The organism is Marinicauda salina (genome assembly GCF_003122085.1).
Lineage (GTDB): Bacteria > Pseudomonadota > Alphaproteobacteria > Caulobacterales > Maricaulaceae > Maricicauda_A > Maricicauda_A salina.
The window spans coordinates 31,386-51,743 of sequence record NZ_QEXV01000004.1 but is presented as its reverse complement, the minus strand read 5'-3'; the positions used below and the strand labels follow the sequence as shown (position 1 = coordinate 51,743).

Genomic DNA, 20,358 nt, shown 5'->3' with positions numbered 1-20,358 from the left:
CGCCTCCCGGCAGCGGTCTCAGGCGGAGACCCGGCGCTTGCGCACCATCACCTCGGCGTCGGCCTCCATGCAGACCTCGCCGTCGACCTCGCAGGCGCACTTGAGCTTCACCTGGCGGGCGCGCACGTCGACGTCGGTGACGGTGGCGCGCGCGGTCACGGTGTCGCCCATATGCACCGGCCGGAGAAAGCGCATCGTCATGCCCTGGAACACGGCGCCGGGGCCCGGCAGGTGGTTGCCGAGCACGCACGAGATGAACGACGCGACCAGCGCGCCGTGCGCGATGCGCTCGCGGAACGGCGTCTTCGCCGCGTAGTCCGCGTCCATGTGGATCGGATTGAAGTCGCCGGAGACCTCGGCGAACTTGCGCACGATCTCCTCGTCGACCCGGCGCTCGATCGAGGCGGTCTGACCCACCGACAATTCGCTGATTCCAAAGCCCTGGGGATTGCTCATCGATCTCCGCCTTCGCGCTAAGTCGGCGTGTTTAACCGAATTTTGACCGCGCTTGTCTAGGTTTCGTCTCCATCAGCGGGTGATGGGACGACGGACCGACCCGCCTGGGTGGAAAAGAACGGATGGAGGTTGGGGTATGGCCGTCGAGATGTCGATGCCGATCCTGGTAGTGGATGATTACAAGACCATGGTCCGGATCATCCGGAACCTGCTCAAGCAGATCGGATTCGAGAACGTGGACGAGGCCGCCGACGGCACCGAAGCGTTCGAGAAGATGAAGAAGCAGAAATACGGTCTGGTCATCTCCGACTGGAACATGGAGCCGATGACCGGCTACGAGCTCCTGCAGAAGGTGCGCTCGGATGAGACGACGAAGACCACGCCCTTCATCATGGTGACCGCGGAATCCAAGACCGAGAACGTGGTCGCCGCGAAGAAGGCGGGCGTCAACAACTACATCGTCAAGCCGTTCAACGCCGGAACGCTGAAGGCGAAGATGGCGGCGGTGCTGGGCGACTTCTGATCGCCGCGCGCCTGATCATTCGTCCCGCGTCTCAAACTGTGCAGGAGGGTCGCCATGCCCGCCCCTGAAGTCGCCGCGCGCGTGCGCGAGTCCCTGTCCGCCCTGAAGTCGAGCGACTTCAAGGACGCCCAGGTGATGGAAGTCCTGAAGCTGGCCCACCAGCTGACGGACACGATGCAGGTCTTCTTCGGATCGCTCGACCGGTCGATCAACGAGGAATTCCAGTACATCGCCGACTATATCTCGCGGACCCGCGACGAGATCTCCAAGCTGCGCCCGAACGACATCAAGGAGCAGCAGATCCCGAGCGCCGGGACCGAGCTCGAGGCCGTCGTCACCGACACCGAGAAGGCCACCGAGGCGATCATGCAGGAGGCCGAGGGTCTGCTCGGCGCCGAGCCGGACGATCTCGACAGCTACAAGGCCGAGGTCGACGCCGCGATGATGCGCATCATCGAGAGCTGCTCGTTTCAGGACCTCGCCGGCCAGCGCGTCTCGAAGGTCGTGGCCTCGCTGCGCCACGTCGAAAAGCGCGTCAGCCGCTTCGCCCAGACCATGGGCGTGAGCGACGCCGAGGCCGACGAGGACGAGGTCGCCGAGGCCGAGCGCCGCAGGCAGCTCCATCTCAACGGTCCCGCCGTCGGCGGCCCGGAGACCGGCCAGGAAAAGGTCGACGAGATCATCGACAAGGATCTCGGCCAGGACGACATCGACGCGTTGTTCGATTGAGGGGCGGCGCCGTTCCCATCGCCGGACCAACGATCCCCTTATCCTGAGGCGCCCGGCGAAGCCGGGCTTCGAAGGAGCGGGGAAAACGCCCGGGACCCTTCGAGGCTCGGCGGGCCGAGCCCGCCTCGCACCTCAGGGTGAGGCGAGGGCCAGAACCCGGTTCCGTCGCCCCGATCCCCTCATCCTGAGGCGCCCGGCGAGGCCGGGCCTCGAAGGATCAAGGGGATCGGCCCGTCAGACCTACGCCCGCGGCCGGCCGCCGCGCCGCTTCGCTTTGGTGCGCACGAGATCGAAGTCGCCGCAGATCAGCGCCTCCTTCTTGGCGCGCGACCATCCCTTGAGCCTGCGCTCGGCGGCCACCGCGTCCTCGATGCATTCGAACCATTCCGAATAGACCAGCTCGACGGGCAGGCGCCGGCGCGTGTAATCGCCGCCCATGCCGGCCTGGTGTTCGCCGATGCGCCGGCCGAGATCGTCGCCGCGATGCGAGCCGACGTAATACGACCCGTCGGCGCAGCGCAGGATATAGACCCAGGCGATCATCGGCGTCTCGCCTCCCATCCTTCGAGGCCCGATCCCCTCACCCTGAGGTGCGAGCGCAGCGAGCCTCGAAGGGTCAAGGGGATCGGGCGCCTCAGGATGAGGCCGAGTATGGCGTGAAATCTGAGCGTGTGAATGCAGGGTGGAGCTGCGGACCCCGCCCACCTACGCCGCCTTGGGCGCGCTGACGACTGCGTTGGCCTCGTCGAGCACTATGACGGTGGGCTCGTGGCCGCGCGCCTCGGCCTCGTCCATCGCGGCGTAGGACACCACGATGATGCGGTCGCCGGGTTGGGCCAGGCGCGCCGCCGCGCCGTTGATCCCGAACGTCTTCGAACCGCGCGGCGCGGTGATGGCGTAGGTGGTGAACCGCCCGCCGGTGTTGATGTTGAGCACGTCGACCTGCTCGTGCGGCAGGATGCCGGCGGCCTCGAGAAGTTCGGCGTCGATCGAGATCGAGCCCTCGTAATGCATGTCGGCCTCGGTCACCGCCGCGCGGTGAAGCTTGGCCTTCATCATCGTCAGCTGCATGGCGCGTCGACCTCCTGATTGTCCGGCGCGTCGGGCATGTTGCGGCGCATATAGCGTATTCGCGGCTGCGAATACAGACCCCGTTCCGGTGGGCCCGGCCCTTACAGGGGGATATAGTGTCGCGCCATCCGCAGGTCAGCCCCGACAGGACGGTCCGATGCCCCGACTCGCCATCGCCCAGCACGCCTGCGCGCCCGATATCGACGCCAACGTGAAGACGGCCGAACGGATGATCGCCGAGGCCGGCGACCAGGGCGCCGCGCTGGTCGTGTTTCCCGAGATCCACCTCTCGCCCTTCTTCCCGAAGACGAAGGGCGGCGATGCAAGCGCCTGGGCGATGACGGCCGACCACCCCGCGCTCGCGGCCCTGTCGGACGCGGCGAAGGCCGCCGGCGTCGTGGTGGTGAGCAATGTCTATCTCGAAGACGTCGACGGACGGCGCCACGACGCCTCGCCGGTGTTCGACGCCGACGGGACGCTTCTGGGCGTGTCGCGGATGAACCGGATCGCGCAGTTCGACGGCTTCTGGGAGCAGGACTATTACGCCCCCGCCGATGGCTTCGACGTCTACGACACCGCCGCCGGCCGGCTCGGCGTGGTGATCTGCTACGACCGCCACTTCCCCGAGAGCTACCGGGCCTGCGCGAAACTGGGCGCGGAGATCATCGCCACGCCGACCTGCGTCGAGGCCGCCGAGCCGCTCGACCTGTTCGAGGCCGAGATGCGCACGCTGGCCTATCACAACCACGTCTACGCCCTGCTCGCCAATCGCTGCGGGAGCGAGGACGAGCGCGCCTACGCCGGCCGCTCGCTGATCTGCGGGCCCGACGGGTCCGTGCTCGCCCGCGCCGGCGACGATCCCGAGATCCTGCTCGCCGAGTACGGTCGCGCCGCCCGGCGCAAAACCGCCGAAGCGCGCGGATTCGTGAGCGAAGCCGTGAGTTGACCTCGGCCCGGCCGCGCCCATCCTGCGGGCGCATCTAGCCGGGAGCCCGCCATGACCGCCGACGCCGTGAAGGCCTATTACGGCCGGACGCTGCAATCCTCCGCCGATCTCATCACCGACGCTTGCTGCGACGCGTCCGACGTCCCGCCGCGCATCCGCGCGGCCATCGCCGAGACCCACGAGGAGGTGCGCCGGCGCTATTACGGCTGCGGGCTGGCCGTGCCGCTGAAGCTCGACGGCGCGCGCGTGCTCGATCTGGGCTGCGGCGCGGGACGCGACGTCTACGCGCTGTCGCGGCTCGTCGGCCCTGACGGCGCCGTCGTCGGCGTCGACATGACGCCCGAACAGCTGGACGTCGCCCGCGCGCACCAGGGCTGGCACGCCGAGCGCTTCGGATACGACAATGTCGCCTTCGTCGAGGGCGAACTCGAGGATCTCGACCGGCTGGGGCTCGCCCCGGCGAGCTTCGACGTCATCGTGTCGAACTGCGTGATCAATCTGTGCCGCGACAAGGCGGGCGTCATCGCCGCGGCGAGGCGGCTGCTGAAGCCCGGCGGCGAGTTCTACTTCGCCGACGTCTACGCCGACCGCCGCCAGGATCCCGCGCTCGCCGACGATCCGGTGCTTTACGGCGAGTGCCTCGCCGGCGCGCTCTACTGGAACGATTTCCTCGCGATGGCGAAGGCCGCGGGCTTCGCCGATCCGCGCCTCGTCGAGGACCGGCCGATCACGGTGAGCGACCCCGCCGCGCGGGAGAAGCTGGGCGAAACGGCCTTCTTCTCCGCGACCTACCGGCTGTTCAACATCGACGACCTCGAGCCGGCCTGCGAGGATTACGGTCAGGCCGTGGTCTATCGCGGCGGGATCGAGGACGCCGAGGACCGGTTCGTGCTGGACAAGCATCACGATATCGAGGTCGGCCGCGTCTTCCCGGTCTGCGGCAATACGTGGCGGATGCTCGCGGAGTCCCGCTTCTCGCCGCATTTCGACTTTATCGGGACGTTTGACCGTCATTACGGCATATTCGAAGGATGCGGGACGCCCGTCCCGTTCGACACGCAAACCGGGCGCGCCGGAGCCGGGACAGGCTGCTGCTGACGCGCCGACAAGTCGGGGGCTCGACATGAAGCTGGGGGTCATCGCCTTTCTCGCCGCGCTGCTGTTCGCCGCGCCGGCGTCCGCGCAGGCCGAGATCGACTGGACGGCCGCGCGCCGCGACCAGACCACGGCCGTGGCCTGGCCGGTCAATCGCGACCGGGCGGCCCTGGATTCCGTGCGCCTGCCCGTCCTGCTGCCCGCCGCCAGCGCCGGCGCCACCGTTCCGGGCCGCGGCGATCCCGGCGTGCTCTTCTTCGCTCGCGGCGACAGCTATGTGGCGAGCTGCGAGATGTCGGGGATCTCGATCGAGATCGCGGGCATGAGCCGCGGCCGTTTCGCCGTTCCGGGTTCGGCGCCCGACGTGACGCGCAACGCGACCGGCATGGAGGCGAACTTCTCCCGCTACGGCGCCGGCTACACCGTCACCGTGGCCTGCTCGGACCCGCGCGCCCGGCGCGAATGCACCGACGCCGGCTTTATCCGCGGCGTGATCAATTCGCTACGCGTCGCGGGCGGATCGCCGGGCTGAGTCGCGTCGAAGCCCTACGCCGCCGGCGACACGTGTGTTAATCTCCCCTTAACGAACGGCTCTGAGGGGGAGCGCGATGGGATCGTCTGCACGTGCCGCCGCCGCGGGATTGAGCGTGCTGGCCGCTGCGGGGATGATGGCGGGCGGCTTCGCCGTCGCCCAGGAGATCGCCGCCGAGCCGGAGCCCGAGCAAGTCGTCGAGCGTCCCATTCAGCGCGTCGATGTCGCCCCGATGACCGAGTACGAGGCCCGGACCCGGGAGCGCCTGGCCTACGACGAACGCATCGTCGAGCGCATCGAGGCCTGGCGCGCCGAGCGCGAGCAGGAAGCGGCGCAGGCGCGCCGCGCCGCGGCCGAGCGCGACGCGCACGGCCGCCGGCTGGCCCCGGTCGACTGGGACGCCGCTCATTCAGCCTGGCGGGACCAGCTCGAGCGCGACCAGGAGAGCTGGAACGAGGATGCGCAGCCCTCCAACCCCGGCAATCCGGGCGTCGCGGCGATGGCGCCGCAGGGCATGCGCACGCCGCCCCCCGTCCGCACGGTCAATATCGAGCCCGAGGAGCTGCAGCGCCCGCGCCTGCCGGTGCTGACGCCGCGCGTGGCGCACGCGCGAACCGCCGGCGTGCGTCACGCCCAGGCGGGCGACGGGATGCTGATGTTTCCCCGTGACCACGTCTACTCGGCGAGCATGCATGTCGATGAACTCGCCATCGAGGTCACCGGCTCCCGCGTCGCGATGCGCGAAATGACCGCCGACGAGCCGATGCGCCGCCGCCTGGCGGCGGCGCGCCAGGACGACGGCGTGCGCATCACGCAGAACCGGGCCGGCGTCGAACTCGTGTTCAATCGTTTCGGCGCGACCTACTCGATCCAGATCATGTGCGAGGATCCGGAGAACACCCCGGCCTGCCGCGATCCCGAGACCGCGCGCGCGGTCTATCGCCGCCTGGCGCTGTCCGGCGGCTCGCCCCAAGGAATGGAGAACCGGTGATGGAACGCGGACGCGATTACATCCTGGCCCTGATCGTCGCCGTGATCGGCCTCGCAGCGCTGATCTTCTGGCCGGCGCCGGACGACGGCGGCGCGCCGCCGGACGAGCCGGGCGAGGAGACGCCCGAGCCCGAAGAGCCCGAGCCGGAGGATCCGGAACCCGACGAGCGGGAACCCGAAGAGCCCGAGCCGACCGAGCCCGAGACGCTGACCGACTACTGGGGCGACGAATTCAGCTATCTGCCCGCCGGCGACCTGATCGAGGGGTCGGGAACCGGTCGGGAAGACGACACCATCTACGCCGAGGGGATCCGCTTCCCGATCGAGCTGCCCGCGGCCTACGCCAACTCGCAGGTCTACATGCCCGGCGGCAGCCAGGGCGGCGGCGGCTGGCAGTGCGACGCGGAGAATTACGAGTATCCCTGGCGCGACAACTATTGCGAGACCCGCGGCTACGAGACGCCGATGTGTCCGGCGGGAACCGGCCACCAGGGCCAGGACATCCGCCCGCCGGCCTGTCCGCCGACGACGCCCGACGACGAGGACGACTTCTTCGCCGTGGCCGTCGCCGACGGCGACATCACCTCGGTGTCGGGTCACATCGTCAAGCTGCTCGCCGACGACGGCGCGCAGTACTACTACCTGCATCTCGAGCCGACGAGCCTGTGGGTCGCGCCGGGCGACCGGGTCGAACAGGGCGATCGCATCGGGATCGTGTCGAACTATTTCGGCTCCACCCCGACGACCTATCACCTGCATTTCGAGATCCGGCAGTCGGTGATGGTCGACGGCGAGCTGACCTTCACGCCGGTCCCGCCCTACGCTTCTCTGGTCGACAGCTACGAACGCCTGCTGCGCGAGGAATCGGACAGCTAGACGAAGGCGGCCGCACCGCCGGACGCAACAAGGGAGACGAGCTCATGGCGCATCGCTTGAAGAGCTGGGCCCGGGCCGCGGCCGCCGCTCCGGCCCTGCTGGCGCTGGCGGCGGCCGGCGCGGCGGCGCAGGACGCGACGACCGCCGATCAGCCGGTCGAGGACGCGGCGTTCCAGATGCAGCTCGATCGCGTGGATTTCCAGGCGGTCGATGCGATCGAGGGACAGATCCGCGACCGGATGGTTCTGGACCAGGCGATCCTGGAGCGTCTGCAGGAAATGGAGACCGAGGACGAGCAGCCCGCCGCGCCCGAGCGCGACGCCGACGGCCGGCTGCTGGCGCCCATCAACTGGGACCAGGCCCGGTACGATCTGTCCGCCCAGATGGAGCGCGACAGCGCCGAACTCACGACAGCGGCCGCCATACAGCGCCCGCCGACGCCGGAAATGGTCAATATCGATCCCGAGGAGCTGCAGCGCCCGCGGCTGCCGATGCTGGTTCCGCGGGTGGCGGATGCGCGCACCGCGAGCGTGGATCAAGGCGGCGTCTCGGGCATGCTCGTCTTCCCGCGCGACCATGTCTACGCCGCCAGCATGCATGTCGGCGATCTCGCCATCGAGACGACCGGTTCGCGCATCATCAACGTGCCCGAGGGCGACGCCCGCCTGGTGCGGCGAATCCTCTCGGCGCGCGACGCAGACGGCGTGACGGTCACGCGCACCCGCTTCGGCGTCGAGCTGAGCTTCACCCGTTACGGGGCGGCCTACTCGATCCAGGTCATGTGCGAGGATCCGGAGAACAACGCGGCCTGCCGCGATCCCGAGACGGCGCGGTCGATCTACCGCCGCCTGGCGATCGGCGGCGGCGCGCCCGGACCGCAGGGGACGCCGCAATGAGTTCGGCGCGCAACCTGCTGCTCGCGGCCCTGCTCGGGGCCGGGGCGCTCGCCGTGCTCGGCCTCGGCCCGTCCGGCTGCGCCTCCGCGCCGCCGGAGGAAAGCGAACCCGCGCCGGAACCGGAGCCCGAGCCTGAGCCCGAGCCGGAGCCTGAACCTGAACCTGAACCGGAGCCTGAGCCGGAGCCCGAACCCGAACCGGAGCCCGAGCCGGAACCCGACCCCGAGCCGGAACCCGAGCCGGAACCTGAACCCGAAACCCCGACCGATCACTGGGGCGACGAATTCAGCTATCTGCCCGCTGGCGACCTGATCCCCGGATCGGGGACCGGCCGCGCCGACGACACCATCTACGCCGAGAACATCCGCTTCCCGATCGAGCTGCCCGCGGCCTACGCCAACTCGCAGGTCTACATGCCCGGCGGCAGCCAGGGCGGCGGCGGCTGGCAGTGCGACGCCGAGAACTACGAATATCCCTGGCGCGACAACTATTGCGAGACGCGCGGCTACGAGACGCCGATGTGCCCCAGCGGAACCGGCCACCAGGGCCAGGACGTCCGCCCGCCGGCCTGCCCGCCGACGACGCCCGACGACGAGGACGACTTCTTCGCCGTGGCGGTCGAAGACGGCGACATCACCTCGGTGTCGGGCCATATCGTCAAGCTGCTCGCCGACGACGGGACGCAGTACTACTACCTGCACCTCGATCCGTGGACGCTCTGGGTCGCGCCGGGCGACCGGGTCGAACAGGGCGATCGCATCGGGATCGTGTCGAACTATTTCGGCGGCACCCCGACGACCTACCACCTGCACTTCGAGATCCGCCAGTCGGTGATGGTCGACGGAGAGGCCGTGTTCACGCCCGTGCCGCCCTACGCCTCGCTGGTCGACAGCTACCAGCGCCTGCTCGAAGACGGCTGAGGCTCGGCGCTCCGCCTTGAAACGGCGACCGGGGCCCTCTGCGTTGGTCGGGTGAAGCCGCAACGCAGCAAGGGAGGTCCCCATGGCCGTGAAAGACCACATGACGCCCGCCGACGAGGTGAGCATGGTGAGGCGGGACACGACCCTGCAGGACGCCGCGCGCCTGATGCGCCGCGTCGACGCGGGCGCGCTGCCCGTCAATGACGGCGATAAGCTGATCGGGATGATCACCGACCGCGACATCGCCGTGCGCGGCGTCGCCGAGGGCAAGACCGGCGAGGCGACCGTCGGCGATGTGATGACCGACACGGTGCTCTACGCCTACGAGGACGCCGAGAGCGCGGAGGTCATCGCCAACATGGAGGAGACCGGCGTGCGGCGCATGCCGGTCGTCGACAAGGCCAAGCGGCTGAAGGGCGTCGTCACCCTGGCCGACCTGTCGGCGGGCCACGCCGCGACGGCCGGCGAAGCGCTCGCCCATATCCGCGAGCAGCCGGCGCAGCACTAGGGCCGGCGCTCAGCGGCCGGAGCGCGCGGGCGCGATCGCGCCATCCCCCCGACCTCGCGCCGCGCTCCGCGCCTCCGGCGATCCGTCGCGCGCGGCGTTCCGACCACGCCGCGCGCCTATTCGTCCTCGCGCCAGCGCTCCATCGCCGCGGAGATCGCGAACGTCTCGCGATATTTCGGGCTGCCCGAGGGCCGCGGCGGCTTTTCGCGCGTGAGCTCCATGATCTCGGCGAGCTTGTTGTGCGCCGCGCCGGACTGGCCCGCGCCGATATAGGCGTGCAGTTCGACCAGCGCGTTGGAGAGCGGGTCGTGAGCCCGGATCACGAAATAGGGCTCGTCCTCGGCGAGGTCGGGCAGGCAGTCGAATTGCGAGGGGTTGAGCTTCGAGCCCAGGGGGGCGTCGGCCATGGCGGTCTCCTCGGAGAGAATCAGCAAGCGTCGACGCCGACGTTAGACTCGCGGACGGCGGCTTGTCGCCGGGATCGCGCCGTCAGTAGGCCCGGCCGACGAGCGCCTCCACGCTCGCCCCGCGCGCCATCGAGCGGCCGTAGAGCAGGCGCATGACGCCGGGCGCGCCGTCAAAGGGCGCTTCGGTGAGGTGGGCCGCAAGCTCGTCGGGCACCGCGCCTTCGGGCGCGAGCGGGGCGAGCGCGGCGACCTCGGCCTCGAAGCGGGCGCGGTCGGCCTCGGCGTCGTCGGTGAGATCGCCGATGCGCTCCATCACCACCACCGAGCAGGCCGGCGAGGCGCCGGCGTCGCGCAGCGTCGTCATCGACATGCCGTCGAGCACCTCGGCGCGCTGGCGCGCCACGCCGTTGAACAGGGCGAAGAACATCGAGCCGTGATCGGCGTCGGCGGCGCTGGCGAAGATCTGGTGGCCGAGCAAAAGGCAGCGCCCCTCGTAGCGCACGCCCTCGACCCCGGCGCGGAAATGCAGCCGCGATCGACCGCGGCACTCGATCATCGAGATGTCGTGGACGAAGCGGCCGGGCAGGTCGTGCGAGGCGCGCGTCGACTTCCAGAAGCCTTCATAGGCCGAACCGCGCTGGCGCGTGTTGAGGACCGATTCCTCGTAGATGCTCTCGGGCAGCCAGTCGCCGGGCACGCCGGAGGCCTTCGCCTCCGCCGGCGGCTCCACGCCCAGCAGCTCGGCGAAGCTCGCCGGGTCGCGCTCCCAGTCGACCAGGGTGAAACCCTCGATCCGCTCGGCGATGAAGCGGGTGAGAAGCGCCAGGTTGTGCTCGGAGGGATGGACCGCCCCCGACACCCAGCGCCCGACCAGCGACTTGTCGACATTGAGCGCGGCGGCCAGCCCCGTGCGGCTCATCACGAGCGCCTTGAGCACCAGCGCCAGCTTGTCGGACAGGCGGTCGATCTTCATGCATGCAGTATGCGCCTGCGTGCATCGATCTGCAACTTTTGTTCAACCGTCGTGCAACCCGGTGCGCGCGCCGGCGGTCGCCGATGCATCTCGCCGCACGCGCCGGTTTCGATCAAAAGCCGCTCCGTTGAGAGCGCCGGCATGAAGTCGGCCGGAACAGCAACGGAGAAACAGAGATGAAGACCCTCCCCACCACCATCGGGCTCGCCAGCGCGCTCGCCCTGACCGCGCTGGCGCCCGTCGAGGCCCAGCAGAACCGCGACGACCGCCGGGTCGAGCGGGAAGAACCCCGCGGCAGCGCGCTCGCCCGCTTCGCCGCCCGCGCCCTCGGCGCGGACGAGGAAGAGGCCGAGGCCGCCGCGCTGCTGCTGCCCGCCGTCCAGGCCGTCGCCCCGCGCAGGCAGTCCAACGCCGACGCCGGCGTCGAGCCCGACGAGATCGACGCGCCGGCGGCCGCCGCGAACGCCTGCCCGTCCAACGCGCATTGTGACTGGATCAACCTCAACGCGCCGGAGGCGGCCGCCCCGCGGAAAAACACTTCCAGCGCCGGACCGAAGATGCAGCGCGCGACGGCCTCGACCATCGAGACCGCGCAGTCGGGCGACGACGAGGCGCTCGCCGGCCAGTGCGGCAAGTCCTTCTGCCGCATCGACGACATTCCCGGCGACGGCGTCGGCGCCGCGGCCAGCGGCGGCGCTCATGTGCGCGTGTTCGACGCCCACGGCGCCGGGACCGCCGGCCTCGAGCCCGACGAGATCGACGCTCGCTTCGACGGCCGTTCCGAACCGCTTGCCGGCATCGAGCCCGACGAGATCGACGCGCGCATGAGCGACGACCGCTCGGACGGCGGCAAGTCGAAGGACGCGGCCAAGCAGGTCCGCGTCGCGGTCGGCGACACCAACAATGACGGCGTGCCGAACGCGGGCGTCGAGCCCGACGAGATCGACAGCCGTTTCGACGACCGTCCCCGGCCGCGCGCGGGCCTGGAGCCCGACGAGATCGACAGCCGCTTCGACGGCCGTCCCGAGCCGCTCGCGGGCATCGAGCCCGACGAGATCGACGCTCGCGCGACCGACGGGGAAGCCGGCCTCATCCTGCCGGCCGTGCAGAAGGTCCGCGGGGCTGCGAGCCGTCCGGACTCCTCACGCCGCTAACGCCTGACCAGGACGGGGCCCGCCCGGCGACGGGCGGGCCTCGCCCCCGTGCTCAAGGGAGCCACGCCATGAAACGCCTGCTTTTCTCCTGCGCCGCCGCTGCGGCGCTCGCGCCCGCCGCGCTCGCGGAGGGAACGACCGACCTGTCGAGCCGCGTCCACGACATCATCGTCACCTCGCCGGTCCCCCAGGTCCAGGTGACGGTGCGCAATGTCGCGGCCAGCACCGATCCCGCCGACCGCGATCTCCGGATGGTGTCCGATGATCCAATGATCGCGATGACGGGCCAGGTCTGGTGCAACAGCTACGACTACGCTTCGAACTGGGCCCAGCGCGCCCAGCTGCTGGTCGGCGAAACCACGGTCGCTGTCAGCGAGGGCGGCGCCGATCCGTTCCCGCTGGGGATCTGGGACAACTCGGAGATGCAGTACTTCGAGGGCGAGGACGCGCTCGAGAACTTCGATCTCGAGTTCGTGCTCGACCTCCCGCACGACTGGGATCCGGACCAGGCCGTCACGCTGTTCTTCAACCCGGTCGCGCTGGTCGAGAACCATCTGGAGACGTTCGTCGAGAACAATTCCGGGACGGAGGCCGATTTCCTGCGCGAGGACGCCGTCTTCGAGACGACCGTCACGCTCAGCGCCGCGGGCTGGTGCCGCTATGACAGCAACAGCATCCACGGCGAGTACGCCGGCCTGCGCCAGTTCGACATGCCGATCCGGGTCTTCTACCAGGGCGACGCCGACATCGCCGACGTGCCCACCATCGTGGGCACGCCCGGCGCGGTGACCACCCCCGTCCCCGACCGCGCCCGCGAGGTCGTCTCGACCCGCGGGTCCGACGCCGAGCCCCCGGCGCGGACCGATCCCCCGGCGCGGGCCCGGCCCGTCCGCCGCGCGACGCGGCCGGACTAGGCGTTCCGGGCAGGCTCGGGCGCGTTCCGGCGCGCCCGCCGGGGACGCCGAAGACGCGCGGACGGGAGACCGTCCGCGCGTCTTTCCTATTGCGCCAGGTGCAGCACGATCTCGCGGGACTGCGCGCCCGTACGGTGCTCGAACAGGTAGAGCCCCTGCCAGGTCCCCAGCAGCATGCGGCCGTCTGCGACCGGGACCGACAGCGAGCTCGCCGTCAGCGCGGCCTTGATGTGGGCGGGCATGTCGTCGGGGCCCTCGGTGACGTGCCTCAGCCAGCCCATTGACGTATCGTCGGCGTCGGGGACGAGCCGGGCGAAGAACTCGTCGAGATCGCGCTTCACGTCCGGATCGGCGTTCTCCTGGATCACGAGCGAGCACGAGGTGTGGCGCGCGAAGCAGACCAGGAGCGCCTCGCCGGCGGCCGCCGCGCGCACGAAATCGGCCGCCTCGGCGGTGAACTCGTAGAGGCCGGGGCCGGATGTCTGCACCCGGATGCGGGCCTGCGCCGTCAAAGCCCGTTGATCTCCCAGCGGCGCACCGACTTGGAGTGTCCTCCCGTGCTCTCGTAGAGGCCGATCGCGGCTTCGTGCTCGGAGCTCGTCCACATCAGGAAGGTCGCCGGGCTCTCGCGGACGTCCTCGACGACGGCCTCGAACAGGGCCCGACCGGCGCCCTCGCCGCGGCCGGCCTTGCCCACGCAGACCTCGGCGAGCCAGGCCCCGGCGCCGCCATGGCCGCTGTCGTAATAGGCGTGCCAGACCGCGTAGCCGATCGGCTCGCCGTCCTCGACGCGCTCGGCGACGAGGACGTGGAAACTCGCGTCCTGGCCGAACAGCGTCGATTTGATGTTCTCCGGCGTGCAGTGCTCGGTGGAGTCGCCCACGACCTCGTTGAGTTCCTTCGAAAGCCGCGCGATCGCCGCGGCGTCCTTCGGCCGGGCGGCGCGGACATTGATGTCGGTGTCTGACATGGGGGCTCTCCAGTGTTTGCGCGGAGTATGCGTCGGCGGAACGGGCGAAGGAAGGCGGGAGGCGTCTCGCTCCGCCTCTCCCTCGTCATCCCCGACGCGCGAAGCGCGGTCGGAAATGACGAAGGCGGAGGCGCTCAAGAAAGATATGTGGCTCTTCCCCGACGAAAGTCGGGGCCCGGGAGTCGCTACACCGCGCCCGCCCCTCTCCTGGGTCCCGGCTTGCGCCGGGAAAGAGCCGTGGAGAGACGCGGCGCGCAATGACGTCGGTTCGCGAGTCCGGCAGGTCCCGGCTCGGCCTGAGGGCCGGCCGGGATGACAAGATTGGCGAGACGCCCGCGCGATCGGGCCTGCCCCCCCCAACGAAAAACCCCGGCGCGGGGGCCGGGGTTCTCCGTAACTCGTAACAAATCCGGCTGACCGGGCGCCCTCGGGGCGCCGGGCGTCTGCGACAGCCTAGCTGTCCAGGAAGCTCCTGAGCTTCCGGCTCCGGCTCGGGTGCTTGAGCTTGCGGAGCGCCTTGGCCTCGATCTGGCGGATGCGTTCGCGGGTCACCGAGAACTGCTGGCCGACCTCCTCCAGCGTGTGGTCGGTGTTCATGCCGATGCCGAAGCGCATGCGCAGCACGCGCTCCTCGCGCGGGGTCAGGCTGGCGAGCACCAGCGTCGTCGTCTCGCGCAGGTTGGAGTGGATCGCCGCGTCGATCGGCAGCACGGCGTTCTTGTCCTCGATGAAGTCGCCGAGATGGGAGTCCTCCTCGTCGCCGATCGGCGTCTCCAGGCTGATCGGCTCCTTGGCGATCTTCATCACCTTGCGGACCTTCTCCAGCGGCATGGAGAGCTTCTCGGCGAGCTCCTCCGGGGTCGGCTCGCGGCCGATCTCGTGGAGCATCTGGCGGCTGGTCCGCACGATCTTGTTGATCGTCTCGATCATGTGGACCGGGATGCGGATGGTGCGGGCCTGGTCGGCGATCGAGCGCGTAATGGCCTGGCGAATCCACCAGGTCGCGTAGGTCGAGAACTTGTAGCCGCGGCGGTACTCGAACTTGTCGACCGCCTTCATCAGGCCGATATTGCCTTCCTGGATAAGGTCCAGGAACTGCAGCCCGCGATTGGTGTATTTCTTCGCGATCGAGATCACCAGGCGCAGATTGGCCTCGACCATCTCCTTCTTGGCCACGCGGGCCTCGCGCGCGCCCTTCTGGACGGTGGAGACGATGCGGCGGAAATCGTCGATCGGCACGCCGGATTCGGTGGCCAGCGAGGCGATCTGCTCGCGGATCGCTTCGGCCTCCTCGGCCTCGCGGTCGGCGAACTTCTTCCAGGCCTTGGACTTGTCCTTGACCGAGTCGAGCCAGTTCGGGTCGAGCTCGCGGCCGTGATAGGCCTCAAGGAACTGGATGCGCGGCACGCCGTGGGCGTCGGCCATCCTGAGCAGCTTGCCCTCGAGACCGACCAGGCGCTTGTTGATCGCGTCGAGCTGCTCGACCAGCGCCTCGATGCGGGCGTTGTTGAGATGCAGCGAGTTGAGGTGGGCGACGATGCGCTCGACGGCGGCGTCGTAGGTCTCGCGCTCCTTCTTCGTCAGGTCCTTGCCGGCGAGGCGCTGGTTGACGAGCTTGTCCTGGAGCTTGCGGAAGGAGTCGAAATCCTCGGCGATCGCGTCGAGCGTCTCCATGACGCCGTCGCGCAGCTCGGCCTCCATGGCCGCCAGCGACATGTTCCCACCGTCGTCGTCGTCATCCTCGTCGTCGGAGGATTCCTCGCCCTCGGCCTCGGTCTCCTCGGAGCCCTGGGCGGTCTCGGCCTTGTCCTCGCCGTCGGCCTTGTCCTCGCCGTCGGGCTTGGGCGCGCCGTCGGTCTTTTCGGGCTCGGCGGCTTTCGCCTGGCGGTGCTGGGAGTCCGGCGCACCGGTCGCGGAATGGTCCTCGCGGACGCCGCCGAAGGTCGCGTCGAGATCGATGATGTCGCGCAGCAGCACCTGGCCCGACTGCAGCTCGTCGCGCCAGACCATGATCGCCTCGAAGGTCAGCGGGCTCTCGCACAGCCCGCGGATCATGGCGTTGCGGCCGGCCTCGATGCGCTTGGCGATGGCGATCTCGCCCTCGCGCGACAGCAGCTCCACCGAACCCATCTCGCGCAGATACATGCGCACGGGATCGTCGGTGCGGTCCTGCGCCGAGCCGGTGTTCTGACCCGCGGCGACCTCGCTGGACTTCTTGGTCGCGACGGCCTTGGAGTCGGATTCCTCCTCGTCGACGGCCGCGGAGTCCTGGTTGGCCTCCTCGACGTCCTCCTCGTTGTCGACGACGGTGATGCCCATCTCGGAGAGCTGGGCGAGGATGTCCTCGATCTGCTCGGAGCTGAACTCCTCGGAAGGCAGGACCTTGTTGAGTTCGTCATGAGTGACGAAACCGCGCTTCTTGGCGGTCTTGATCATCGCCTTGACCGACTGGTCGGTCAGGTCGAGCAGCGGTCCGTCCTGGGATTCCGGCGTCGCTTCGGCCGTCTCCGTCGCGGTTTTCGTCATGCCTGGTTCCGGTTCCTCGAGCTCTCGTGCATCCGCGGCGCGGGACGCGTCTATCTTTTGCGACCCCGGCGCACCGCCGCCAGGAATTCCTTCAACGCGTCGGAATCGCCGCCTTCGAGAACGTGTTCCTGACGCGCGCGTTCCTCGGCCTGGCGGGATCCCTCTTCGGTCTGCTCCATATAAGAACTGGCGAGCGCGCGCCAAGCCTCCAGGCGCTGCTCGAGCGCAGCCTCCTCCCCGCCCAGCGCAGCGCGCGCCATCGGCCGTTCGACCTCCAGAGCGCGCAACACGGACGTGAATCCTTCCCTCGAGAGCGCCGACGCCAGTCCGCCGCCGGTCACAGACTCCCCAGAAGACACGGCGTCTAGAACAGCGTCACGAAAACTGTCAAGCGGCCCGCAGGCCAGCTCGGCCAGAGTCTCGGCCTCGGATTCGGCGATCTCGGGCCATTCCACGGCGGCGAAAAGCAGCTGGCGCGCGCTCGCCGGCGCCCGCGGCGCGGTGCGCGAGCGCTTGAGTTCGCTCGACGGTCCCGGCGGCGGGCCGAAGCGGCCGCGGCCGCGAGGCCCCGCGCCGCGTCCTCGCAAGCCGGACCCGAACTCGGCGGCCAGGCGCCGGTCGATCTCGGCGCGGTATTCCTCGCGCACGTCCGGATCGCCGACCTTGGCGACCAGCGCGCGCAGCCGGCGGCGGAAGCCCGCGCGCCGGTCGGGATCGTCGAGCGGCTCGACGGCGTGCTCGCGCTCCCACAGCACGTCGATCAGCGGCCGCGCCCCGGCGACCGCCTCGTGCAGCGCCTGGGCTCCGGCGTCGCGCAGGAGGTCGTCGGGGTCCTGGCCGTCGGGCAGGAAGACGAAGCGCAGCGTGCGGCCGGCCTCGAGCAGCGGCAGGGCGCGTTCGGCGGCCAGCGCCGCGGCGCGGCGGCCAGCCTCGTCGCCGTCGAGGCAGACGACCGGCTCGCCGCCGGCCCGCCACAGCAGGCGCAGCTGGTCCTCGGTGAGCGCGGTGCCCAGCGGCGCGACGGCGTGGTCGAGGCCGGCGCGCGCGAAGGCGATGACGTCCATGTAGCCCTCGGCCACGATCAGCCCGCGCGCCTTCAGCTTGGGATCGGCGGCGGCGCGGCGCGCCTCGGGATAGCGGTAGAGGGTCGCGCCCTTGTGAAAGAGCGGCGTCTCCGGCGAGTTGAGATATTTCGCCCGGGCCTCCTTCGACAGCGCCCGGCCGCCGAAGGCGACCAGCCGGCCGCGCGCGTCGTGGATGGGGAACATCACCCGGTCGCGGAAGCGGTCATAGCTCTCGCCGCCGTCGTCGGGCTTGATGACGAGCCCGGCCTCGACCAGCTCGTCGGGCTTCGCGCCCTCGGCCTGCAGGAAGTCCCTGAGCGCGCGGCGGCTTTCGGGCGCATAGCCCAGTCCGAAGCGCTCCTGCTCGGCGCGTCCGAGCCCGCGGCGCTCGAGATAGGCGCGCGCCTCGGCGCCGGCCGAGCCGGCGAGCTGGCGGCGGAAGAAGCCGTGGGCGGCCTCCATCCACTCGACCAGCCCCTTGCGGACCTCCTCGCGGCGGGCCGCCTCGGGGTCGGGCTTGGGCATGTCGAGACCGGCCTCGCGGGCGAGCGTCTCGACGGCCTCCATGAAGCTCAGCCCCTGGGTCTCCTGCAGCCAGGTGAAGACGTCGCCGTGCTTCTGCGAGGCGAAGCAGTGATAGAAGCCCTTCTCGTCATTGACGAAAAACGAGGGCGTGCGCTCCTTCTTGAACGGCGACAGCCCGACGAACTCGCGGCCCTGGCGCTTGAGCGCCACCGTCCGCCCGATCAGGTCGGACGGGCGGACGCGCGCCTTGATCTCGTCGATGAAGCCGTCGGGAAGAGCCATCTCGGGCGGTGGGGACCCTGCGAACGCGGTTGAGCAGCGCGCACGATACGCCGCACGCGGCGGCTCCGCTACGCCCTCAAGCCGCCGGAGGCGGATCAATGCGGATCAGGTCTGGCCCTGGAGCAGGGTTTTGACTTCCTGGCCGGCCTTGGAGAAGTCCATCCGGCCGGCGTAGCGCTCCTTGAGCGCGCCCATGCACTTGCCCATGTCCTTCAGGCCGGAGGCGTCGAGCTCGTCGACGACCTCGCGGGCGGCGTCGGCGATCTCGCGATCGGCCATCGGGCGGGGCAGGTATTCGCGCACGATCTCGGCCTCGGCGCGCTCGCGCTCGGCGAGATCGAGCCGGCCGGCCTTTTCATAGGTCTCGGCGCTCTCCTCGCGCTGCTTCACGAGCTTCTGCAGCAGCGCCATGATCTCCTGGTCGGCGCAGCCCTCGCAGCGGTCCTCGGAACGCGCGGAGATGTCGCGATCCTTGATGGCGGCCTGGATCAGGCGGAGCGTCGAGACGCGCACCTGGTCGCGGGCCTTCATCGCCTCATTGAGGTCGTCCTGAATGCTGTCGCGGAGAGACATCCCGATCCAATCCCGGACCGCCGCAGCGAGCTGCGCGCAAGTCCTTGTTTCGCCTGACGTTATTATCACCGAGCCTTGCTTGACCGCGCATCGCGGCTTGCCTAGGTTCCGCGCGGTCGCCCGCAAGAGTCGGGCCATGCGCTGAAGCGCCGTCGCGTGCGTGCGCGCAGCGTCAGGGAGCGAGCAGGTATGCCGGAAGCTGCAGAGAATCAACCCCGCGTGCGGTCGCAGTCGCATGAGGGGGACGGCGCCGCGCGCGCGGCGCACGCCACCGGGGCGATCGTGTTCGCCGACGGCACGGTCGTCTACGGCGACGGCGCCGGGGCCACGGGCGTCGCCACCGGCGAGCTGTGCTTCAACACGGCGATGACCGGCCACCAGGAAATCCTCACCGATCCCTCCTACGCCGGCCAGGTCGTGTGCTTCACCTTCCCCCATATCGGCAATGTCGGGGCCAACGCCGAGGACGAGGAAGCCTCCAGCGAGCCCGCCCGGCGCGCCGCGGTCGGCATGGTCTCGCGCGCGACGATCACCCCGCCGGCGAACTGGCGCGCCGAGCAGAGCTTCGCCGAATGGCTCGCCGCGCGCGGGATCATCGCGGTGACCGGCGTCGACACCCGCGCGCTCACCCGGCGCATCCGCGAGAAAGGCATGCCGATCGTGGCGATCGCGCATTCCCGCGACGGCGGGCTCGACGCCGACCGGCTCGCCGAGCTGGCGGGCGCGGCGCCGGCGATGGAAGGCGCGGAGCTCGCCCGCGCCGTCAGCCGCGCCGAGGCCGGCGACTGGGCGGTCGACGGCTGGAACTGGCCCGAGGGTTACGCCGAGGGTCGGGCCGACGGCCCCCTCGTCGTGGTGCTCGACTACGGCGTGAAGGCGAACATCCTGCGCCGGCTGGTCGCCGCCGGGGCGCGCGTGCGGGTCGCGCCGGGCTCGACGAGCGCGGCCGACGTGCTGGCGATGAAGCCCGACGGCGTCGTCGTCTCCAACGGTCCCGGCGATCCCGCCGCCACCGGCGAATACGCGCTGGAGACGATCCGCGGCGTGATCGAGGCCGGCGTCCCGACGCTGGGCATCTGCCTCGGCCATCAGATGATCGCGCTGGCGCTGGGCGCGAAGACCGTGAAGATGGCCCAGGGCCATCACGGGGCGAACCACCCGGTGAAGAATCGCGAGACCGGCCAGGTCGAGATCGTGTCGATGAATCACGGCTTCGCGGTCGATCGCGACACCCTGCCCGCCGACGCCGTCGAGACGCATGTCTCGCTGTTCGACGGCAGCAATTGCGGCTTCCGCCTGACCGACCGGCCGGTGTTCTCCGTCCAGCATCACCCCGAGGCCAGCCCGGGACCCCAGGACAGCTTCGGCGTGTTCGACAGATTCGTCGCCGATCTGGCGAAGCGGCGGGCCGCGGCCAACTGACCGCGC

The 20,358-nt window shown here is 70.0% G+C and carries 23 protein-coding genes; 13 read left to right on the top strand and 10 right to left on the bottom strand.

Features of this window, described 5'->3' with window-relative positions:
• Positions 1 to 18: 18 nt before the first annotated feature.
• Complete coding sequence (locus tag DDZ18_RS09495; RefSeq protein ID WP_109253160.1) at positions 19 to 456, bottom strand: MaoC family dehydratase; 438 nt, start codon at positions 454 to 456, stop codon at positions 19 to 21.
• Positions 457 to 592: 136 nt separating this feature from the next.
• Here DDZ18_RS09495 and DDZ18_RS09490 point away from each other — a divergent pair, with 136 nt between their 5' ends.
• Together DDZ18_RS09490 and DDZ18_RS09485 are read left to right on the top strand one after the other, a co-directional pair.
• A complete protein-coding gene (locus DDZ18_RS09490; protein WP_109253159.1) occupies positions 593 to 979 on the top strand; it encodes a response regulator in 387 nt (128 codons plus the stop codon).
• Between the two features lie 54 nt (positions 980 to 1,033).
• Complete coding sequence (locus DDZ18_RS09485; RefSeq protein WP_109253158.1) at positions 1,034 to 1,708, top strand: chemotaxis protein CheZ; 675 nt, start codon at positions 1,034 to 1,036, stop codon at positions 1,706 to 1,708.
• Between the two features lie 240 nt (positions 1,709 to 1,948).
• On the opposite strand, the gene DDZ18_RS09480 is transcribed toward DDZ18_RS09485, so the two are convergent.
• Together DDZ18_RS09480 and panD are read right to left on the bottom strand one after the other, a co-directional pair.
• Positions 1,949 to 2,251: a GIY-YIG nuclease family protein gene (locus DDZ18_RS09480; protein WP_109253157.1), complete on the bottom strand. Its 303-nt coding sequence runs from the start codon at positions 2,249 to 2,251 to the stop codon at positions 1,949 to 1,951.
• A 162-nt stretch (positions 2,252 to 2,413) separates the two neighbouring features.
• Positions 2,414 to 2,779, bottom strand: a complete 366-nt coding sequence (gene panD / locus DDZ18_RS09475) for an aspartate 1-decarboxylase (RefSeq protein ID WP_109253156.1) — start codon at positions 2,777 to 2,779, stop codon at positions 2,414 to 2,416.
• A 157-nt stretch (positions 2,780 to 2,936) separates the two neighbouring features.
• Here panD and DDZ18_RS09470 point away from each other — a divergent pair, with 157 nt between their 5' ends.
• From DDZ18_RS09470 to DDZ18_RS09435, 8 genes are all read left to right on the top strand, one after another.
• A complete protein-coding gene (locus tag DDZ18_RS09470) occupies positions 2,937 to 3,725 on the top strand; it encodes a carbon-nitrogen hydrolase family protein (RefSeq protein WP_158272121.1) in 789 nt (262 codons plus the stop codon).
• A 51-nt stretch (positions 3,726 to 3,776) separates the two neighbouring features.
• Positions 3,777 to 4,823 (top strand): methyltransferase domain-containing protein, encoded by a 1,047-nt coding sequence (locus DDZ18_RS09465; RefSeq protein ID WP_109253154.1) that lies wholly within the window; start codon positions 3,777 to 3,779, stop codon positions 4,821 to 4,823.
• Positions 4,824 to 4,848: 25 nt separating this feature from the next.
• Positions 4,849 to 5,352: a hypothetical protein gene (locus DDZ18_RS09460; RefSeq protein ID WP_109253153.1), complete on the top strand. Its 504-nt coding sequence runs from the start codon at positions 4,849 to 4,851 to the stop codon at positions 5,350 to 5,352.
• A 115-nt stretch (positions 5,353 to 5,467) separates the two neighbouring features.
• A complete protein-coding gene (locus tag DDZ18_RS09455) occupies positions 5,468 to 6,343 on the top strand; it encodes a hypothetical protein (protein WP_146190651.1) in 876 nt (291 codons plus the stop codon).
• Positions 6,343 to 7,218, top strand: a complete 876-nt coding sequence (locus DDZ18_RS09450; RefSeq protein ID WP_109253151.1) for a M23 family metallopeptidase — start codon at positions 6,343 to 6,345, stop codon at positions 7,216 to 7,218. The genes DDZ18_RS09455 and DDZ18_RS09450 overlap by 1 nt, the downstream gene beginning before the upstream one ends.
• A 44-nt stretch (positions 7,219 to 7,262) precedes the next feature.
• A complete protein-coding gene (locus DDZ18_RS09445) occupies positions 7,263 to 8,114 on the top strand; it encodes a hypothetical protein (RefSeq protein ID WP_109253150.1) in 852 nt (283 codons plus the stop codon).
• Positions 8,111 to 9,034, top strand: a complete 924-nt coding sequence (locus DDZ18_RS09440; RefSeq protein WP_109253149.1) for a M23 family metallopeptidase — start codon at positions 8,111 to 8,113, stop codon at positions 9,032 to 9,034. Before DDZ18_RS09445 ends, DDZ18_RS09440 begins: the two co-directional genes overlap by 4 nt.
• An 82-nt stretch (positions 9,035 to 9,116) precedes the next feature.
• A complete protein-coding gene (locus DDZ18_RS09435; RefSeq protein ID WP_233245792.1) occupies positions 9,117 to 9,542 on the top strand; it encodes a CBS domain-containing protein in 426 nt (141 codons plus the stop codon).
• A gap of 116 nt (positions 9,543 to 9,658) precedes the next feature.
• Here DDZ18_RS09435 and DDZ18_RS09430 read toward each other — a convergent pair whose 3' ends face one another.
• Together DDZ18_RS09430 and DDZ18_RS09425 are read right to left on the bottom strand one after the other, a co-directional pair.
• Positions 9,659 to 9,949 (bottom strand): aspartate decarboxylase, encoded by a 291-nt coding sequence (locus DDZ18_RS09430; protein ID WP_109253148.1) that lies wholly within the window; start codon positions 9,947 to 9,949, stop codon positions 9,659 to 9,661.
• A gap of 82 nt (positions 9,950 to 10,031) precedes the next feature.
• Positions 10,032 to 10,922: a hypothetical protein gene (locus DDZ18_RS09425; protein ID WP_109253147.1), complete on the bottom strand. Its 891-nt coding sequence runs from the start codon at positions 10,920 to 10,922 to the stop codon at positions 10,032 to 10,034.
• A 176-nt stretch (positions 10,923 to 11,098) separates the two neighbouring features.
• Between DDZ18_RS09425 and DDZ18_RS13760 the strand changes: the two genes are divergently transcribed.
• Together DDZ18_RS13760 and DDZ18_RS09415 are read left to right on the top strand one after the other, a co-directional pair.
• Positions 11,099 to 12,076 carry a hypothetical protein gene (locus DDZ18_RS13760; protein WP_146190650.1) on the top strand — a complete coding sequence of 326 codons (978 nt, stop codon included), beginning with the start codon at positions 11,099 to 11,101 and terminating at the stop codon, positions 12,074 to 12,076.
• A gap of 68 nt (positions 12,077 to 12,144) precedes the next feature.
• Positions 12,145 to 12,990, top strand: coding sequence for a hypothetical protein (locus DDZ18_RS09415; protein WP_109253146.1), 846 nt, complete (start codon positions 12,145 to 12,147; stop codon positions 12,988 to 12,990).
• An 86-nt stretch (positions 12,991 to 13,076) separates the two neighbouring features.
• On the opposite strand, the gene DDZ18_RS09410 is transcribed toward DDZ18_RS09415, so the two are convergent.
• From DDZ18_RS09410 to DDZ18_RS09390, 5 genes are all read right to left on the bottom strand, one after another.
• A complete protein-coding gene (locus DDZ18_RS09410; RefSeq protein WP_109253145.1) occupies positions 13,077 to 13,502 on the bottom strand; it encodes a secondary thiamine-phosphate synthase enzyme YjbQ in 426 nt (141 codons plus the stop codon).
• A complete protein-coding gene (locus DDZ18_RS09405) occupies positions 13,499 to 13,960 on the bottom strand; it encodes a GNAT family N-acetyltransferase (RefSeq protein WP_109253144.1) in 462 nt (153 codons plus the stop codon). The genes DDZ18_RS09410 and DDZ18_RS09405 overlap by 4 nt, the downstream gene beginning before the upstream one ends.
• 453 nt (positions 13,961 to 14,413) lie before the next feature.
• A complete protein-coding gene (rpoD, locus tag DDZ18_RS09400; protein WP_109253143.1) occupies positions 14,414 to 16,486 on the bottom strand; it encodes an RNA polymerase sigma factor RpoD in 2,073 nt (690 codons plus the stop codon).
• 50 nt (positions 16,487 to 16,536) lie between these two features.
• Complete coding sequence (gene dnaG, locus DDZ18_RS09395) at positions 16,537 to 18,357, bottom strand: DNA primase (RefSeq protein ID WP_109253142.1); 1,821 nt, start codon at positions 18,355 to 18,357, stop codon at positions 16,537 to 16,539.
• A 105-nt stretch (positions 18,358 to 18,462) separates the two neighbouring features.
• Positions 18,463 to 18,930, bottom strand: coding sequence for a GatB/YqeY domain-containing protein (locus tag DDZ18_RS09390; protein ID WP_109253141.1), 468 nt, complete (start codon positions 18,928 to 18,930; stop codon positions 18,463 to 18,465).
• Between the two features lie 189 nt (positions 18,931 to 19,119).
• Between DDZ18_RS09390 and carA the strand changes: the two genes are divergently transcribed.
• Entirely contained in the window at positions 19,120 to 20,352 is a 1,233-nt protein-coding gene (gene carA, locus DDZ18_RS09385) for a glutamine-hydrolyzing carbamoyl-phosphate synthase small subunit (RefSeq protein WP_109253140.1), read from the top strand.
• Positions 20,353 to 20,358: the final 6 nt, after the last annotated feature.

What these genes read in the sequence shown, in the direction of transcription:
- DDZ18_RS09480 (WP_109253157.1), bottom strand. Translation starts at nt 2,251, where the DNA reads ATGATCGCCTGGGTCTATATCCTGCGCTGCGCCGACGGGTCGTATTAC.
- DDZ18_RS09465 (WP_109253154.1), top strand. Translation starts at nt 3,777, where the DNA reads ATGACCGCCGACGCCGTGAAGGCCTATTACGGCCGGACGCTGCAATCC.
- DDZ18_RS09440 (WP_109253149.1), top strand. Translation starts at nt 8,111, where the DNA reads ATGAGTTCGGCGCGCAACCTGCTGCTCGCGGCCCTGCTCGGGGCCGGG.
- DDZ18_RS09490 (WP_109253159.1), top strand. Translation starts at nt 593, where the DNA reads ATGGCCGTCGAGATGTCGATGCCGATCCTGGTAGTGGATGATTACAAG.
- DDZ18_RS09470 (WP_158272121.1), top strand. Translation starts at nt 2,937, where the DNA reads ATGCCCCGACTCGCCATCGCCCAGCACGCCTGCGCGCCCGATATCGAC.
- carA (WP_109253140.1), top strand. Translation starts at nt 19,120, where the DNA reads ATGCCGGAAGCTGCAGAGAATCAACCCCGCGTGCGGTCGCAGTCGCAT.
- DDZ18_RS09450 (WP_109253151.1), top strand. Translation starts at nt 6,343, where the DNA reads ATGGAACGCGGACGCGATTACATCCTGGCCCTGATCGTCGCCGTGATC.
- DDZ18_RS09485 (WP_109253158.1), top strand. Translation starts at nt 1,034, where the DNA reads ATGCCCGCCCCTGAAGTCGCCGCGCGCGTGCGCGAGTCCCTGTCCGCC.
- DDZ18_RS09425 (WP_109253147.1), bottom strand. Translation starts at nt 10,922, where the DNA reads ATGAAGATCGACCGCCTGTCCGACAAGCTGGCGCTGGTGCTCAAGGCG.
- rpoD (WP_109253143.1), bottom strand. Translation starts at nt 16,486, where the DNA reads ATGACGAAAACCGCGACGGAGACGGCCGAAGCGACGCCGGAATCCCAG.
- DDZ18_RS09495 (WP_109253160.1), bottom strand. Translation starts at nt 456, where the DNA reads ATGAGCAATCCCCAGGGCTTTGGAATCAGCGAATTGTCGGTGGGTCAG.
- DDZ18_RS09390 (WP_109253141.1), bottom strand. Translation starts at nt 18,930, where the DNA reads ATGTCTCTCCGCGACAGCATTCAGGACGACCTCAATGAGGCGATGAAG.
- DDZ18_RS09415 (WP_109253146.1), top strand. Translation starts at nt 12,145, where the DNA reads ATGAAACGCCTGCTTTTCTCCTGCGCCGCCGCTGCGGCGCTCGCGCCC.
- DDZ18_RS09430 (WP_109253148.1), bottom strand. Translation starts at nt 9,949, where the DNA reads ATGGCCGACGCCCCCCTGGGCTCGAAGCTCAACCCCTCGCAATTCGAC.
- DDZ18_RS09435 (WP_233245792.1), top strand. Translation starts at nt 9,117, where the DNA reads ATGGCCGTGAAAGACCACATGACGCCCGCCGACGAGGTGAGCATGGTG.
- DDZ18_RS09445 (WP_109253150.1), top strand. Translation starts at nt 7,263, where the DNA reads ATGGCGCATCGCTTGAAGAGCTGGGCCCGGGCCGCGGCCGCCGCTCCG.
- DDZ18_RS09405 (WP_109253144.1), bottom strand. Translation starts at nt 13,960, where the DNA reads ATGTCAGACACCGACATCAATGTCCGCGCCGCCCGGCCGAAGGACGCC.
- dnaG (WP_109253142.1), bottom strand. Translation starts at nt 18,357, where the DNA reads ATGGCTCTTCCCGACGGCTTCATCGACGAGATCAAGGCGCGCGTCCGC.
- DDZ18_RS13760 (WP_146190650.1), top strand. Translation starts at nt 11,099, where the DNA reads ATGAAGACCCTCCCCACCACCATCGGGCTCGCCAGCGCGCTCGCCCTG.
- DDZ18_RS09460 (WP_109253153.1), top strand. Translation starts at nt 4,849, where the DNA reads ATGAAGCTGGGGGTCATCGCCTTTCTCGCCGCGCTGCTGTTCGCCGCG.
- panD (WP_109253156.1), bottom strand. Translation starts at nt 2,779, where the DNA reads ATGCAGCTGACGATGATGAAGGCCAAGCTTCACCGCGCGGCGGTGACC.